The organism is Pseudomonas muyukensis (genome assembly GCF_019139535.1).
GTDB classification, from domain to species: Bacteria; Pseudomonadota; Gammaproteobacteria; order Pseudomonadales; family Pseudomonadaceae; genus Aquipseudomonas; species Aquipseudomonas muyukensis.
The window spans coordinates 98,583-111,146 of record NZ_CP077073.1 but is presented as its reverse complement, the minus strand read 5'-3'; the positions used below and the strand labels follow the sequence as shown (position 1 = coordinate 111,146).

Annotated in this window: 25 protein-coding genes; all 25 read left to right on the top strand. The window is 57.1% G+C overall.

Features of this window, described 5'->3' with window-relative positions:
* Window positions 1–27: 27 nt before the first annotated feature.
* The 25 genes from tuf to rpsM all read left to right on the top strand — a co-directional run bounded on the left by tuf (window position 28) and on the right by rpsM (window position 12,556).
* On the top strand, window positions 28–1,221 hold the full coding sequence (gene tuf / locus KSS95_RS00600; protein WP_182323863.1) for an elongation factor Tu: 1,194 nt from the start codon (window positions 28–30) through the stop codon (window positions 1,219–1,221).
* Between the two features lie 141 nt (window positions 1,222–1,362).
* Complete coding sequence (rpsJ, locus tag KSS95_RS00595; RefSeq protein ID WP_003186070.1) at window positions 1,363–1,674, top strand: 30S ribosomal protein S10; 312 nt, start codon at window positions 1,363–1,365, stop codon at window positions 1,672–1,674.
* A gap of 80 nt (window positions 1,675–1,754) precedes the next feature.
* On the top strand, window positions 1,755–2,390 hold the full coding sequence (rplC, locus tag KSS95_RS00590) for a 50S ribosomal protein L3 (protein ID WP_011531887.1): 636 nt from the start codon (window positions 1,755–1,757) through the stop codon (window positions 2,388–2,390).
* Between the two features lie 12 nt (window positions 2,391–2,402).
* Window positions 2,403–3,005: a 50S ribosomal protein L4 gene (rplD, locus tag KSS95_RS00585; RefSeq protein WP_003255485.1), complete on the top strand. Its 603-nt coding sequence runs from the start codon at window positions 2,403–2,405 to the stop codon at window positions 3,003–3,005.
* Complete coding sequence (gene rplW / locus KSS95_RS00580; protein WP_003255484.1) at window positions 3,002–3,301, top strand: 50S ribosomal protein L23; 300 nt, start codon at window positions 3,002–3,004, stop codon at window positions 3,299–3,301. Before rplD ends, rplW begins: the two co-directional genes overlap by 4 nt.
* Before the next feature lie 14 nt (window positions 3,302–3,315).
* The gene (gene rplB, locus KSS95_RS00575; protein WP_016393391.1) at window positions 3,316–4,140 is read left to right on the top strand and encodes a 50S ribosomal protein L2; all 825 of its coding nucleotides are present in this window, start codon (window positions 3,316–3,318) and stop codon (window positions 4,138–4,140) included.
* Window positions 4,141–4,156: 16 nt separating this feature from the next.
* On the top strand, window positions 4,157–4,432 hold the full coding sequence (gene rpsS / locus KSS95_RS00570; RefSeq protein ID WP_003255482.1) for a 30S ribosomal protein S19: 276 nt from the start codon (window positions 4,157–4,159) through the stop codon (window positions 4,430–4,432).
* Between the two features lie 11 nt (window positions 4,433–4,443).
* Entirely contained in the window at window positions 4,444–4,776 is a 333-nt protein-coding gene (gene rplV, locus KSS95_RS00565; RefSeq protein ID WP_003103908.1) for a 50S ribosomal protein L22, read from the top strand.
* Between the two features lie 13 nt (window positions 4,777–4,789).
* Window positions 4,790–5,476 carry a 30S ribosomal protein S3 gene (gene rpsC / locus KSS95_RS00560; RefSeq protein WP_011531889.1) on the top strand — a complete coding sequence of 229 codons (687 nt, stop codon included), beginning with the start codon at window positions 4,790–4,792 and terminating at the stop codon, window positions 5,474–5,476.
* A 12-nt stretch (window positions 5,477–5,488) separates the two neighbouring features.
* A complete protein-coding gene (rplP, locus tag KSS95_RS00555) occupies window positions 5,489–5,902 on the top strand; it encodes a 50S ribosomal protein L16 (protein WP_009397508.1) in 414 nt (137 codons plus the stop codon).
* Complete coding sequence (rpmC, locus tag KSS95_RS00550) at window positions 5,902–6,093, top strand: 50S ribosomal protein L29 (RefSeq protein WP_002555481.1); 192 nt, start codon at window positions 5,902–5,904, stop codon at window positions 6,091–6,093. The genes rplP and rpmC overlap by 1 nt, the downstream gene beginning before the upstream one ends.
* A gap of 2 nt (window positions 6,094–6,095) precedes the next feature.
* Window positions 6,096–6,362: a 30S ribosomal protein S17 gene (gene rpsQ, locus KSS95_RS00545; RefSeq protein ID WP_023534981.1), complete on the top strand. Its 267-nt coding sequence runs from the start codon at window positions 6,096–6,098 to the stop codon at window positions 6,360–6,362.
* Window positions 6,363–6,385: 23 nt separating this feature from the next.
* Window positions 6,386–6,754, top strand: coding sequence for a 50S ribosomal protein L14 (gene rplN / locus KSS95_RS00540; protein ID WP_008089810.1), 369 nt, complete (start codon window positions 6,386–6,388; stop codon window positions 6,752–6,754).
* A gap of 11 nt (window positions 6,755–6,765) precedes the next feature.
* A complete protein-coding gene (rplX, locus tag KSS95_RS00535) occupies window positions 6,766–7,080 on the top strand; it encodes a 50S ribosomal protein L24 (RefSeq protein WP_003255476.1) in 315 nt (104 codons plus the stop codon).
* 20 nt (window positions 7,081–7,100) lie between these two features.
* Window positions 7,101–7,640: a 50S ribosomal protein L5 gene (gene rplE / locus KSS95_RS00530; RefSeq protein WP_012316517.1), complete on the top strand. Its 540-nt coding sequence runs from the start codon at window positions 7,101–7,103 to the stop codon at window positions 7,638–7,640.
* A 13-nt stretch (window positions 7,641–7,653) separates the two neighbouring features.
* Entirely contained in the window at window positions 7,654–7,959 is a 306-nt protein-coding gene (gene rpsN, locus KSS95_RS00525; protein ID WP_134693399.1) for a 30S ribosomal protein S14, read from the top strand.
* A gap of 209 nt (window positions 7,960–8,168) precedes the next feature.
* Entirely contained in the window at window positions 8,169–8,561 is a 393-nt protein-coding gene (rpsH, locus tag KSS95_RS00520) for a 30S ribosomal protein S8 (RefSeq protein ID WP_134693400.1), read from the top strand.
* Window positions 8,562–8,573: 12 nt separating this feature from the next.
* A complete protein-coding gene (rplF, locus tag KSS95_RS00515) occupies window positions 8,574–9,107 on the top strand; it encodes a 50S ribosomal protein L6 (protein WP_038707244.1) in 534 nt (177 codons plus the stop codon).
* A gap of 10 nt (window positions 9,108–9,117) precedes the next feature.
* Entirely contained in the window at window positions 9,118–9,468 is a 351-nt protein-coding gene (gene rplR / locus KSS95_RS00510; RefSeq protein WP_011531893.1) for a 50S ribosomal protein L18, read from the top strand.
* 3 nt (window positions 9,469–9,471) lie between these two features.
* The gene (gene rpsE, locus KSS95_RS00505) at window positions 9,472–9,972 is read left to right on the top strand and encodes a 30S ribosomal protein S5 (protein WP_023629184.1); all 501 of its coding nucleotides are present in this window, start codon (window positions 9,472–9,474) and stop codon (window positions 9,970–9,972) included.
* Window positions 9,973–9,974: 2 nt separating this feature from the next.
* Window positions 9,975–10,151, top strand: a complete 177-nt coding sequence (gene rpmD / locus KSS95_RS00500; RefSeq protein ID WP_028690238.1) for a 50S ribosomal protein L30 — start codon at window positions 9,975–9,977, stop codon at window positions 10,149–10,151.
* A gap of 3 nt (window positions 10,152–10,154) precedes the next feature.
* Window positions 10,155–10,589 (top strand): 50S ribosomal protein L15, encoded by a 435-nt coding sequence (gene rplO / locus KSS95_RS00495; protein WP_011531896.1) that lies wholly within the window; start codon window positions 10,155–10,157, stop codon window positions 10,587–10,589.
* Window positions 10,590–11,921, top strand: a complete 1,332-nt coding sequence (gene secY, locus KSS95_RS00490) for a preprotein translocase subunit SecY (RefSeq protein ID WP_003255459.1) — start codon at window positions 10,590–10,592, stop codon at window positions 11,919–11,921. It begins immediately after the preceding gene.
* Window positions 11,922–11,951: 30 nt separating this feature from the next.
* Window positions 11,952–12,068 carry a 50S ribosomal protein L36 gene (gene rpmJ / locus KSS95_RS00485; RefSeq protein WP_011531897.1) on the top strand — a complete coding sequence of 39 codons (117 nt, stop codon included), beginning with the start codon at window positions 11,952–11,954 and terminating at the stop codon, window positions 12,066–12,068.
* Window positions 12,069–12,199: 131 nt separating this feature from the next.
* Window positions 12,200–12,556 (top strand): 30S ribosomal protein S13, encoded by a 357-nt coding sequence (gene rpsM, locus KSS95_RS00480; RefSeq protein WP_003255457.1) that lies wholly within the window; start codon window positions 12,200–12,202, stop codon window positions 12,554–12,556.
* The last annotated feature ends 8 nt before the right edge of the window (window positions 12,557–12,564 follow it).

Genomic DNA, 12,564 nt, shown 5'->3' with positions numbered 1-12,564 from the left:
TCCCCTTTAGGCAAGAGGTTCACTGTCGTGGCTAAAGAAAAATTTGATCGTTCCCTTCCCCACGTTAACGTCGGCACCATCGGCCACGTTGACCACGGTAAGACCACTCTGACCGCAGCTCTGACCCGCGTCTGCTCCGAAGTTTTCGGTTCGGCCGTCGTTGAGTTCGACAAGATCGACTCGGCTCCGGAAGAAAAAGCGCGCGGTATCACCATCAACACCGCTCACGTCGAGTACAACTCGAACATTCGTCACTACGCTCACGTTGACTGCCCAGGTCACGCTGACTACGTGAAGAACATGATCACCGGTGCTGCCCAGATGGACGGCGCGATCCTGGTTTGCTCGGCCGCCGATGGTCCGATGCCACAAACCCGTGAGCACATCCTGCTGTCCCGTCAGGTTGGCGTTCCGTACATCGTGGTCTTCCTGAACAAGGCTGACCTGGTAGACGACGCTGAGCTGCTGGAACTGGTCGAGATGGAAGTTCGCGACCTGCTGTCCACCTACGACTTCCCAGGCGACGACACTCCGATCATCATCGGTTCGGCTCGTATGGCCCTGGAAGGCAAAGACGACAACGAAATGGGTACCAGCGCTGTCAAGAAGCTGGTTGAAACTCTGGATGCCTACATCCCTGAGCCAGTTCGTGCCATCGACCAGCCGTTCCTGATGCCGATCGAAGACGTATTCTCGATCTCGGGTCGTGGTACCGTTGTTACCGGCCGTATCGAGCGTGGTATCGTCCGCGTTCAGGATCCGCTGGAAATCGTTGGTCTGCGTGACACCACCACCACCACCTGCACCGGCGTTGAGATGTTCCGCAAGCTGCTGGACGAAGGTCGTGCTGGCGAGAACTGCGGCGTCCTGCTGCGTGGTACCAAGCGTGACGACGTTGAGCGTGGCCAGGTTCTGGTCAAGCCAGGTTCGGTCAAGCCGCACACCAAGTTCACCGCAGAAGTCTACGTCCTGTCGAAGGAAGAAGGCGGCCGTCACACTCCGTTCTTCAAAGGCTACCGTCCTCAGTTCTACTTCCGTACCACTGACGTGACCGGTAACTGCGAACTGCCGGAAGGCGTTGAAATGGTAATGCCAGGTGACAACATTCAGATGACTGTCACCCTGATCAAGACCATCGCGATGGAAGACGGTCTGCGCTTCGCCATCCGTGAAGGCGGTCGTACCGTCGGCGCCGGCGTCGTGGCCAAAATCATCGAGTAATCACTCGATCGGTTGAAAAAACCCCCGCTCAGCGGGGGTTTTTTTTATTGGGTTGACACTAAATTGGGGCGTCTATAGAATCACGCCTCCTTTTAACGGGCGTAGTGCGCCCGATGGGAACAGCCTGGAGTCTGAAATCCAATGCAAAATCAGCAAATCCGTATCAGGTTGAAGGCTTTCGACCATCGCCTGATCGACCAATCCACCCAGGAAATCGTGGAAACCGCGAAACGTACTGGTGCACAAGTGCGTGGTCCAATTCCACTGCCTACCCGCAAAGAGCGTTTCACCGTTCTGGTCTCCCCGCACGTCAACAAAGACGCGCGTGACCAGTACGAGATTCGCACTCATAAGCGTGTTCTGGACATCGTCCAGCCAACGGATAAAACCGTTGACGCGCTGATGAAGCTTGATCTGGCGGCCGGTGTGGAAGTGCAGATCAGCCTCGGCTAAGACTTCGGTCTGGTCGTGTAACGCTCTGAAATGGGCGGCCATAGCGGGTGAAAGCCCCGTACACTCATGAGGTTTACAACATGACTATTGGTGTAGTCGGTCGAAAAGCGGGTATGACCCGTATTTTCACCGAAGAAGGTGTCTCCATTCCGGTCACGGTCATCGAGATCGAGCCGAATCGCGTCACCCAGTTCAAAACCGAAGAAACTGATGGCTACCGTGCAGTGCAAGTCACTGTTGGCGAGCGTCGTGCTTCGCGTGTGACCGCCGCTCAGGCAGGCCACTTTGCCAAGGCTAACGTTGCCGCTGGTCGCGGTGTTTGGGAGTTCCGTCTTGAAGAAGGCGATTTCCAGGCTGGCGATCTGATCAAAGCTGAACTCTTCACTGCAGGCCAGCTGGTAGACGTAACCGGTCAGTCCAAAGGTAAAGGCTTCGCCGGTACCATCAAGCGTTGGAACTTCCGTGGTCAAGACAACACCCACGGTAACTCCGTATCGCACCGTGTCCCTGGCTCCATCGGCCAGTGCCAGACTCCTGGTCGTGTATTCAAGGGCAAGAAGATGTCCGGTCACATGGGCGCCGAGCGCGTGACTGTTCAGTCCCTGGAAGTAGTACGCGTAGACGCTGAACGCAACCTGCTGCTGATCAAGGGTGCCGTCCCAGGCGCTACTGGCGGCGACGTGGTCGTGCGTCCGGCTGTCAAGGCTCGCGGTTAAGGGGAAACTGACATGCAACTTAATGTAAATGACGCTCAGGCGATCGAAGTTTCCGAACTGACCTTCGGTGGCGAATTCAACGAGACGCTGGTACACCAAGCAGTCGTGGCCTACATGGCCGGCGGCCGTCAGGGCACCAAGCAGCAGAAGACCCGTTCTGACGTAGCCGGTGGCGGTAAGCGCCCATGGCGTCAGAAAGGTACTGGCCGCGCTCGTGCTGGTACTACCCGTGGTCCGATCTGGCGTGGCGGTGGTGTAACCTTCGCAGCTCGTCCTCAGGATCACTCGCAGAAGCTCAACAAGAAGATGTATCGCGCAGCCCTGCGCTCCATCCTCGCTGAGCTGGTGCGTAGCGACCGTCTGGTCGTGGTTCAGGACTTCGCTGTTGAAGCCCCGAAAACCAAAGACCTGCTGAACAAGCTGAACGGCATGGGTCTGAGCGATGTTCTCATCGTTTCGGATGCTGTTGATCAGAACCTGTACCTGGCTGCTCGCAACCTGCCGCACGTCGATGTACGTGACGTTCAAGGTTCCGACCCGGTCAGTCTGATCGCATACGAGAAAGTGTTGATCACTGTCTCGGCCGTGAAGAAATTCGAGGAGCTGCTGGGATGAACCAGGAACGCGTATTCAAAGTCCTCCTTGGCCCGCACGTTTCCGAGAAGGCTACCGTTCTGGCTGAGAAAAAAGGCCAGTTCGTATTCAAGGTTGCTACCGATGCAACCAAGCTGGAAATCAAGAAAGCTGTCGAAGGCCTGTTCAACGTAAAAGTTGAAAACGTGTCGACTGTTAACGTTCTGGGTAAAACCAAGCGTACCGCACGTGGTCTGGGCAAGCGTAATGACTGGAAGAAGGCGATCGTCTCCCTTCAGCCAGGCCAAGATCTCGATTTCAGCAGCAGTGCTGAGTAAGGAAGGGGTGCATCATGGCAATCGTTAAATGCAAACCGACTTCCCCTGGCCGCCGTTTTGTGGTCAAGGTGGTCAACAAGGAGCTGCACAAAGGCGCTCCTCACGCACCGCTGCTCGAGAAAAAATCGAAGTCTGGTGGTCGTAACAACAATGGCCGCATCACCACTCGTCACGTTGGTGGTGGTCATAAGCAGCATTACCGTCTGGTTGACTTCCGTCGCAACGACAAAGATGGCATCCCTGCCACTGTCGAGCGTATCGAATACGACCCGAACCGTACTGCTCACATCGCCCTGCTGTGCTACGCAGACGGTGAGCGTCGCTACATCATCGCCCCTAAAGGCGTGAGCGCTGGCGACCAGCTGATCGCAGGTGCCCTGGCCCCAATCAAGGCCGGTAACTCCCTGCAGCTGCGCAACATTCCAGTAGGTAGCACCATTCACGGCATCGAACTGAAGCCGGGCAAAGGTGCTCAGATCGCTCGTTCCGCTGGTGCTTCGGCTCAGCTGATCGCCCGCGACGGTGTCTATGTGACCCTGCGTCTGCGCTCTGGTGAAATGCGTAAAGTCCTGGCTGAGTGCCGTGCGACCCTGGGCGAAGTCTCGAACTCCGAGCACAGCCTGCGTTCGCTGGGTAAAGCAGGTGCCAAACGCTGGCGCGGCGTTCGCCCAACCGTTCGTGGTGTTGCCATGAACCCGGTTGACCACCCACATGGTGGTGGTGAAGGTCGTACCTCCGGTGGTCGTCATCCGGTATCGCCATGGGGCTTCCCAACCAAGGGTGCTAAAACCCGTGGTAATAAGCGTACCGACAACATGATCGTCCGTCGTCGCAAGTAACTAGAGGGATACGACAGTGCCACGTTCTCTGAAAAAAGGTCCTTTTATCGATCTTCACCTGCTGAAGAAGGTCGAAGTGGCGGTGGAGAAGAACGATCGCAAGCCAGTTAAAACCTGGTCGCGCCGTTCGATGATCCTGCCACAGATGGTCGGTCTGACCATCGCGGTACACAACGGTCGTCAACATGTCCCAGTTCTGGTGAACGAAGACATGGTCGGCCACAAACTGGGCGAGTTCGCCGGTACCCGCACTTATCGTGGGCACGTGGCTGACAAGAAAGCCAAGCGTTAAGGGGTAAGGAAATGGAAGTAGCCGCTAAGTTGTCGGGCGCTCGCATCTCCGCCCAGAAAGCCCGCTTGGTCGCCGACCAGATCCGCGGGAAGAAGGTGGGCGAAGCGCTCAACCTGTTGGCCTTCAGCAGCAAAAAAGCCGCTGAAATCATGAAGAAAGTCCTCGAGTCGGCCGTTGCCAACGCCGAACACAACGAAGGCGCAGACGTTGATGACCTGAAGGTCTCCACCGTCTTCGTCAACGAAGGGCGTTCGCTGAAGCGCATCATGCCACGTGCCAAGGGCCGTGCTGATCGCATCGTCAAGCGGTCTTGCCATATCACTGTCAAGGTTGCGGACAAGTAACGGAGTCGATCAGATGGGTCAGAAAGTACATCCCACTGGCATTCGCCTGGGAATCGTCAAGGAGCACACCTCCGTCTGGTACGCAGACGGCGCGACTTACGCAGATTACCTGCTGAAGGATCTGCAAACTCGCGAGTACCTCCAGGACAAACTAAAAAGCGCGTCCGTTAGCCGTATCGATATTCATCGTCCGGCTCAAACTGCACGCATCACCATCCACACCGCTCGTCCCGGTATCGTTATCGGCAAGAAAGGTGAAGATGTTGAGAAGCTGCGTCAGGACCTGACCAAGCAGATGGGTGTGCCTGTGCACATCAACATCGAAGAGATCCGCAAGCCGGAACTCGACGCTATGCTGGTTGCTCAGAGCGTTGCCCAGCAGCTGGAGCGCCGCGTTATGTTCCGTCGCGCCATGAAGCGCGCTGTACAGAACGCCATGCGTATTGGTGCCAAGGGCATCAAGATCCAGGTGAGCGGTCGTCTCGGCGGTGCCGAGATCGCACGTACCGAGTGGTATCGCGAAGGTCGTGTGCCTCTGCACACCCTGCGTGCCGATATCGACTACAACACCTACGAAGCTCACACCACCTACGGTGTGATCGGTGTGAAGGTTTGGATCTTCAAAGGCGAAGTAATTGGTGGTCGCCAGGAAGAGCTGAAGCCTCAAGCACCAGCGCCTCGTAAAAAAGCTGCTAAGTAAGGGGTACGCCAAATGTTGCAACCAAAGCGTACAAAATTCCGCAAGCAGATGACCGGCCACAACCGTGGTCTGGCACTGCGCGGTAGCAAGGTCAGCTTCGGCGAGTTCGCTCTGAAAGCTGTCGCCCGCGGTCGTCTCACCGCTCGCCAGATCGAGTCGGCACGTCGTGCCCTGACCCGTCACGTTAAACGTGGCGGCAAGATCTGGATCCGTGTCTTCCCGGACAAGCCGGTTACCAAGAAGCCTCTCGAGGTTCGTATGGGTAAAGGTAAAGGTTCCGTGGAATACTGGGTTGCCCAGATTCAGCCAGGCAAAGTCCTGTACGAGATCGAGGGTGTTTCTGAAGAGCTGGCGCGCGAAGCTTTCGCCCTGGCCGCTGCAAAGCTGCCTCTCGCCACCTCCTTTGTTAAGCGGACGGTGATGTGATGAAAGCGAATGAACTTCGTGAAAAATCCGCACAGCAACTGAATGAGCAACTGCTCGGCTTGCTGCGCGACCAGTTCAATCTGCGCATGCAGAAAGCAACTGGCCAGTTGGGGCAGTCGCACCTGCTCTCGCAAGTTAAGCGTGACATCGCTCGCGTGAAAACTGTGCTCAACCAGCAGGCAGGTAAGTGATCATGGCTGAAGCTGAAAAAACCGTCCGTACGCTGACTGGCCGTGTCGTCAGCGACAAAATGGACAAGACCATCACCGTTCTGATCGAGCGTCGCGTCAAGCACCCGATCTACGGTAAATACGTTAAGCGTTCGACTAAGCTGCACGCGCACGACGAAACCAACCAGTGCAAAATCGGCGACAAAGTTTCGATCACCGAAACTCGTCCGCTGGCCAAGACCAAGTCCTGGGCACTGGTTGAAGTCCTCGAACGCGCTGTTGAAGTCTAAGGGCTAGGGGTCGGAGAAATTTTATGATTCAGACTCAATCCATGCTCGATGTGGCCGATAACAGCGGCGCTCGTCGCGTCATGTGCATCAAGGTACTCGGCGGTTCGCACCGCCGTTACGCTGGCATCGGTGACATCATCAAAGTAACCGTCAAGGAAGCGATTCCGCGCGGTAAGGTCAAGAAAGGCCAGGTGATGACCGCTGTTGTCGTCCGTACCCGTCACGGTGTACGTCGCGCTGACGGTTCCATCATTCGTTTCGACGGCAACGCTGCTGTTCTGCTGAACACCAAGCAAGAGCCGATCGGTACTCGCATCTTCGGGCCAGTGACCCGTGAACTTCGTACCGAGAAGTTCATGAAGATCGTCTCGCTCGCCCCAGAAGTGCTCTAAGGAGATCCGACATGCAAAAGATTCGTCGTGACGACGAGATCATCGTGATCGCCGGCAAAGACAAAGGTAAGCGCGGTAAGGTGCTGAAGGTTCTCGCTGACGACCGTCTGGTCATCGGTGGTGTCAACCTGGTCAAGCGCCACACCAAGCCTAACCCGATGGCGGGCGTCCAGGGCGGTATCGTCGAGAAAGAAGCGCCACTGCACGCTTCCAACGTCGCCATCTTCAACGGCGAAACCAACAAGGCTGACCGCGTTGGTTTCAAAGTAGAAGACGGTAAAAAAATTCGTGTCTTCAAGTCGACCCAAAAAGCGGTTGATGCTTGAACACTGCTAGGTAGAAGACCATGGCACGACTGAAAGAGATTTACCGGAACGAAATCGCTCCTAAGCTTAAGGAAGAACTTAAGCTGTCGAACGTGATGGAAGTTCCGCGCGTTACCAAAATCACCCTGAACATGGGTCTGGGCGAAGCGATCGGCGACAAGAAAGTCATCGAGCACGCTGTTGCCGACCTGGAAAAGATCACCGGTCAAAAGCCGGTCGTGACTTTCGCTCGTAAATCCATCGCGGGCTTCAAAGTCCGTGAAGGCTGGCCGATCGGTGTCAAGGTGACCCTGCGTCGCGAAAAAATGTACGAGTTCCTGGACCGCCTGCTGGCGATCTCCCTGCCACGGGTTCGCGACTTCCGCGGCCTGAATGCCAAGTCCTTCGATGGCCGCGGCAACTACAGCATGGGCGTGAAAGAGCAGATCATCTTCCCGGAAATCGACTACGACAAGATCGATGCTCTGCGCGGTTTGGACATCACCCTGACCACCACTGCTCGTTCGGACGACGAAGGCCGCGCTCTGCTGCGTGCTTTCAAGTTCCCGTTCCGCAACTGATTGGAGTAGGAAAATGGCCAAGAAGAGCATGAAAAACCGCGAGCTGAAGCGTCAGCTCACGGTAGCCAAGTACGCCAAAAAGCGTGCCGAGCTGAAAGCGACCATCGTCAACCAGAACGCCTCTCCTGAAGAGCGTTTCGCTGCCGTTGTCGCCCTGCAGAAGCAACCACGTGACGCCAGCGCCTCGCGCATGCGTAACCGTTGCCGCATCACCGGCCGTCCGCACGGCGTGTACCGCAAGTTCGGCCTCGGCCGTAACAAGCTGCGCGAAGCCGCCATGCGTGGTGACGTGCCAGGTCTGGTCAAGGCCAGCTGGTAATCCGGTTGGCGTGACCACCGGCGGGAGGGGAGTGATCTTCCGACCGCCGGTGACCTCGCAAAGAAACAAGCCCCTATATGGGGCTTGTTTCGTTTCTGCCTTGTGTCTAGAATGACCGGCTCACCTGAGCCTGGGTTTTTTGCCCTGCCTGCTCGGGTGGTTGTGATAGCCGCAAGGCTAATAATTCTTGTATCAGGAGCATCTAGCCCATGAGTATGCAGGACCCGTTAGCGGACATGCTAACTCGCATCCGTAATGCCCAGATGGCTGAAAAGTCTGTCGTAAGCATGCCTTCCTCCACCCTGAAGGTCGCGGTTGCCAAAGTACTGAAAGACGAAGGTTACATCGCCGGCTACGAAGTCACTGGCGAAGCCAAGCCTTCCCTGTCGATCGAGCTGAAGTACTTCGAAGGCCGTCCGGTCATCGAAGAGCTGAAGCGTACCAGCCGTCCTGGCCTGCGCCAGTACAAGGCCGTTACCGAGCTGCCGAAAGTACGTGGCGGCCTGGGCGTGTCTATCGTCTCCACCAACAAAGGTGTGATGACTGACCGCGCTGCGCGCGCTGCCGGTGTCGGCGGCGAAGTTCTGTGCACAGTGTTCTAAGGGGAGATAGGCATGTCTCGCGTCGCTAAGAACCCCGTTAAGCTGCCAGCAGGCGTCGAAGTCAAATTCGCCGGCCAACAGCTTTCGGTGAAGGGTGCCAAGGGCACTCTCGAACTGAACGTTCACTCGTCTGTTGAAGTTACCGAAGAAGCTGGTGAGCTGCGTTTCGTCGCTCGCAACGGTGACCAGCAAGCTCGCGCCATGGCCGGTACTACCCGCGCCCTGGTGAACAACATGGTCCACGGCGTAAGCCAAGGCTTCGAGCGCAAGCTCCAGCTGGTCGGTGTTGGTTACAAAGCTCAGGCTAAAGGCACCGTCCTGAACCTGGCTCTGGGCTTCTCGCACCCAGTGGATTACGAACTGCCAGCCGGTATCACCGCTGAAACCCCAAGCCAGACCGACATCCTGATCAAGGGTATCGACAAGCAGCTGGTGGGTCAGGTGGCCGCTGAAGTCCGCGGTTTCCGTCCGCCAGAGCCTTACAAGGGCAAGGGTGTGCGTTACGCGGACGAAGTAGTCCGTCGTAAAGAAGCCAAGAAGAAGTAGGGCCTAGCAAATGACCGACAAAAAAGTTACTCGACTGCGTCGCGCTCGCAAAGCACGCCTGAAAATGCACGAGCTCGAAGCCGTGCGTCTGTGCGTGTTCCGCTCCTCGCAGCACATCTATGCCCAGGTCATTTCGGCCGACGGCAGCAAGGTTCTGGCAAGCGCCTCGACCTTGGACAAAGAACTGCGTGATGGCGCCACCGGCAACATCGACGCGGCCACTAAGGTTGGCAAGCTGGTAGCTGAGCGCGCGAAAGCCGCCGGTGTATCTCAAGTTGCCTTTGACCGTTCCGGCTTCAAGTACCACGGCCGCGTCAAGGCGCTGGCTGATGCTGCTCGTGAAGGCGGGCTGGAGTTCTAAGTTATGGCAAATAACGATCAAAAGCGCGACGAAGGCTACATCGAGAAGCTGGTTCAAGTTAACCGCGTAGCCAAGACCGTCAAGGGCGGCCGTATCTTCACCTTCACCGCGCTGACCGTGGTGGGTGATGGCAAGGGCCGCGTTGGTTTCGGCCGTGGCAAATCGCGCGAAGTACCTGCCGCGATCCAGAAAGCCATGGAAGCTGCTCGTCGCAACATGATTCAGGTCGACCTGAAGGGCACCACCCTGCAGTACGCCACCAAGGCCGCCCACGGCGCCTCGAAGGTCTACATGCAGCCTGCCTCGGAAGGTACCGGTATCATCGCCGGTGGCGCCATGCGTGCCGTCCTGGAAGTCGCTGGCGTCCAGAACGTTCTGGCCAAGTGCTACGGCTCGACCAACCCGGTGAACGTGGTTCACGCCACCTTCAAGGGTCTGAAAGCCATGCAATCCCCTGAGTCCATTGCTGCCAAGCGCGGCAAGACTGTTGAGGAGATCATCTGATCATGGCAACCGTAAAAGTAACGCTGATCAAGAGCACCGCCGGCCGCCTGCCTAACCACAAACTGTGTGTTAAAGGCCTGGGTCTGCGTCGCATCGGTCACACTGTAGAAGTCCAGGATACTCCCGAGAACCGCGGGATGATCAACAAGGCTTACTACATGCTGAAGGTCGAGGGTTAATCGATGAAACTCAATGATCTGAGTCCAGCGCCGGGTTCCCGTCGCGAGAAGCACCGTCCGGGCCGTGGTATCGGTAGCGGTCTGGGCAAGACCGGTGGCCGTGGTCACAAAGGTCAGACCTCCCGCTCCGGTGGCTCCATCGCTCCAGGCTTCGAAGGCGGTCAACAGCCGCTGCACCGTCGCCTGCCGAAGTTCGGCTTCGTTTCCCTGAAAGCCATGGACCGCGCCGAAGTGCGTCTGTCCGAGCTGGCCAAGGTGGAAGGCGATCTGATCACCGTTCAGTCCCTGAAGGACGCCAACGTGATCGGCCAGCACGTACAGCGTGTGAAAATCATGCTGTCGGGCGAAGTCACTCGCGCAGTCACCCTCAAGGGTATCGCCGTCACCAAAGGTGCACGTGCGGCTATCGAAGCAGCTGGCGGCAAGTTCGAGGAATAAATGGCTAAGCAAGGTGCTCTCTCTTCGCTCGGTAAGGGCGGGATGTCGGAACTCTGGGCTCGTCTGCGCTTTCTGTTCATGGCGATCATCGTCTATCGGATTGGCGCGCACATCCCAGTGCCAGGCATTAACCCGGACCGTCTCGCGGATCTGTTCCGGCAGAATGAGGGGACCATTCTTAGCTTGTTCAACATGTTTTCCGGTGGCGCGCTGGAGCGCATGAGCATCTTTGCACTGGGGATCATGCCGTACATCTCGGCATCGATCATCATGCAGCTCATGACCGCTGTCAGCCCGCAGCTGGAGCAGTTGAAGAAGGAAGGTGAAGCTGGCCGTCGCAAGATCAGCCAGTACACCCGCTACGGCACCGTTATCCTGGCGCTGGTTCAAGCCATTGGCATGTCCATTGGCCTGGCCAACCAGGGCGTGGCGTTTTCTGCAGGCCTCGGCTTCCATGTCGTCGCCGTCTCCACCTTCGTGGCGGGCGCGATGTTCATGATGTGGCTCGGCGAGCAGATCACTGAGCGCGGTGTGGGCAACGGTATCTCGATGTTGATCTTCGCAGGTATCGTTGCCGGTCTTCCGAGAGCAATCGGGCAGTCTTTCGAGTCTGCGCGTACAGGCGATATCAACATCTTCGCCCTGGTCGCTATCGGTTTGCTGGCAGTAGCGATTATCGGCTTCGTGGTGTTCATTGAGCGTGGTCAGCGTCGTATCGCCGTTCACTACGCCAAGCGTCAGCAGGGCCGCAAGGTCTTCGCTGCGCAGACCAGCCACCTGCCGCTGAAAGTGAACATGGCGGGGGTCATCCCGGCCATTTTCGCGAGCAGCATCTTGCTGTTCCCGGCTTCGCTGGGTGCCTGGTTCGGTCAGTCCGAAGGTATGGGCTGGCTGCAGGACATCTCGCAGTCGATCGCTCCTGGTCAGCCGTTGAACATTCTGCTGTTTAGTGCAGGGATCATTTTCTTCTGCTTCTTCTACACAGCGCTGATGTTCAACCCGAAAGACGTAGCGGAAAACCTGAAGAAGTCCGGTGCCTTTATTCCGGGTATCCGTCCTGGTGAGCAGTCGGCACGCTACATTGATGGCGTTCTGACCCGTTTGACCATGTTCGGTGCTCTTTACATGATGGCCGTCTGCCTTCTGCCCCAGTTCCTGGTGGTGGCAGCAAACGTGCCGTTCTACCTTGGCGGGACCTCGTTGCTGATTGTGGTAGTGGTTGTGATGGACTTCATGTCCCAAGTACAATCGCACCTCGTTTCGCACCAGTACGAATCCCTGATGAAGAAAGCCAACCTGAAAGGCTACGGCGGCAGCGGTCTGCTGCGCTGATCTAGCCCCTTAAGGTTCGAGGAGTCGGTAATGAAAGTTCGTGCATCGGTGAAAAAGCTGTGCCGCAACTGCAAGATCATTCGTCGCGAAGGTATCGTGCGCGTGATCTGCAGCGCGGAACCGCGTCACAAGCAGCGCCAAGGCTGAGTGTGATCCGCGCTTCAAACCCAGCAGCTAGTGTGCTGCTGGGTTGATTATTCGTTTCTACAGCGATATTATCTCGCGCCCTATTTCTTGGCTTCCGGGGCGTAGGTAGCTGTCAATTGGAGTCCCACTGAATGGCCCGTATTGCAGGCGTCAACATTCCAGATAACAAGCATACTGTTATCTCGCTGACCTACATCTATGGTGTCGGTCGCACTACTGCACAGAAAATCTGTGCAGACGCTGGTGTCAACCCAGCCGCAAAGATCAAGGATCTGAGCGACGAGCAAATCGAAACCCTGCGTGGCGAAGTCGCGAAGTTCACCACCGAAGGTGACCTGCGTCGTGACATCAACATGAAGATCAAGCGCTTGATGGACCTGGGTTGCTACCGCGGCCTGCGTCATCGTAAGGGTCTGCCGGTTCGCGGTCAGCGCACCAAGACCAACGCACGCACCCGTAAGGGCCCGCGTAAGCCGATCCGCAAGTAATCGCCCAG

What these genes read in the sequence shown, in the direction of transcription:
- rpsC (WP_011531889.1), top strand. Translation starts at nt 4,790, where the DNA reads ATGGGTCAGAAAGTACATCCCACTGGCATTCGCCTGGGAATCGTCAAG.
- rplX (WP_003255476.1), top strand. Translation starts at nt 6,766, where the DNA reads ATGCAAAAGATTCGTCGTGACGACGAGATCATCGTGATCGCCGGCAAA.
- rplO (WP_011531896.1), top strand. Translation starts at nt 10,155, where the DNA reads ATGAAACTCAATGATCTGAGTCCAGCGCCGGGTTCCCGTCGCGAGAAG.
- rplW (WP_003255484.1), top strand. Translation starts at nt 3,002, where the DNA reads ATGAACCAGGAACGCGTATTCAAAGTCCTCCTTGGCCCGCACGTTTCC.
- rplF (WP_038707244.1), top strand. Translation starts at nt 8,574, where the DNA reads ATGTCTCGCGTCGCTAAGAACCCCGTTAAGCTGCCAGCAGGCGTCGAA.
- rpmJ (WP_011531897.1), top strand. Translation starts at nt 11,952, where the DNA reads ATGAAAGTTCGTGCATCGGTGAAAAAGCTGTGCCGCAACTGCAAGATC.
- rplP (WP_009397508.1), top strand. Translation starts at nt 5,489, where the DNA reads ATGTTGCAACCAAAGCGTACAAAATTCCGCAAGCAGATGACCGGCCAC.
- rpsM (WP_003255457.1), top strand. Translation starts at nt 12,200, where the DNA reads ATGGCCCGTATTGCAGGCGTCAACATTCCAGATAACAAGCATACTGTT.
- rpsJ (WP_003186070.1), top strand. Translation starts at nt 1,363, where the DNA reads ATGCAAAATCAGCAAATCCGTATCAGGTTGAAGGCTTTCGACCATCGC.
- rplC (WP_011531887.1), top strand. Translation starts at nt 1,755, where the DNA reads ATGACTATTGGTGTAGTCGGTCGAAAAGCGGGTATGACCCGTATTTTC.
- rplV (WP_003103908.1), top strand. Translation starts at nt 4,444, where the DNA reads ATGGAAGTAGCCGCTAAGTTGTCGGGCGCTCGCATCTCCGCCCAGAAA.
- rplN (WP_008089810.1), top strand. Translation starts at nt 6,386, where the DNA reads ATGATTCAGACTCAATCCATGCTCGATGTGGCCGATAACAGCGGCGCT.
- rplD (WP_003255485.1), top strand. Translation starts at nt 2,403, where the DNA reads ATGCAACTTAATGTAAATGACGCTCAGGCGATCGAAGTTTCCGAACTG.
- rplB (WP_016393391.1), top strand. Translation starts at nt 3,316, where the DNA reads ATGGCAATCGTTAAATGCAAACCGACTTCCCCTGGCCGCCGTTTTGTG.
- secY (WP_003255459.1), top strand. Translation starts at nt 10,590, where the DNA reads ATGGCTAAGCAAGGTGCTCTCTCTTCGCTCGGTAAGGGCGGGATGTCG.
- rplE (WP_012316517.1), top strand. Translation starts at nt 7,101, where the DNA reads ATGGCACGACTGAAAGAGATTTACCGGAACGAAATCGCTCCTAAGCTT.
- rpsQ (WP_023534981.1), top strand. Translation starts at nt 6,096, where the DNA reads ATGGCTGAAGCTGAAAAAACCGTCCGTACGCTGACTGGCCGTGTCGTC.
- rpmD (WP_028690238.1), top strand. Translation starts at nt 9,975, where the DNA reads ATGGCAACCGTAAAAGTAACGCTGATCAAGAGCACCGCCGGCCGCCTG.
- rpmC (WP_002555481.1), top strand. Translation starts at nt 5,902, where the DNA reads ATGAAAGCGAATGAACTTCGTGAAAAATCCGCACAGCAACTGAATGAG.
- rplR (WP_011531893.1), top strand. Translation starts at nt 9,118, where the DNA reads ATGACCGACAAAAAAGTTACTCGACTGCGTCGCGCTCGCAAAGCACGC.
- rpsH (WP_134693400.1), top strand. Translation starts at nt 8,169, where the DNA reads ATGAGTATGCAGGACCCGTTAGCGGACATGCTAACTCGCATCCGTAAT.
- rpsE (WP_023629184.1), top strand. Translation starts at nt 9,472, where the DNA reads ATGGCAAATAACGATCAAAAGCGCGACGAAGGCTACATCGAGAAGCTG.
- rpsN (WP_134693399.1), top strand. Translation starts at nt 7,654, where the DNA reads ATGGCCAAGAAGAGCATGAAAAACCGCGAGCTGAAGCGTCAGCTCACG.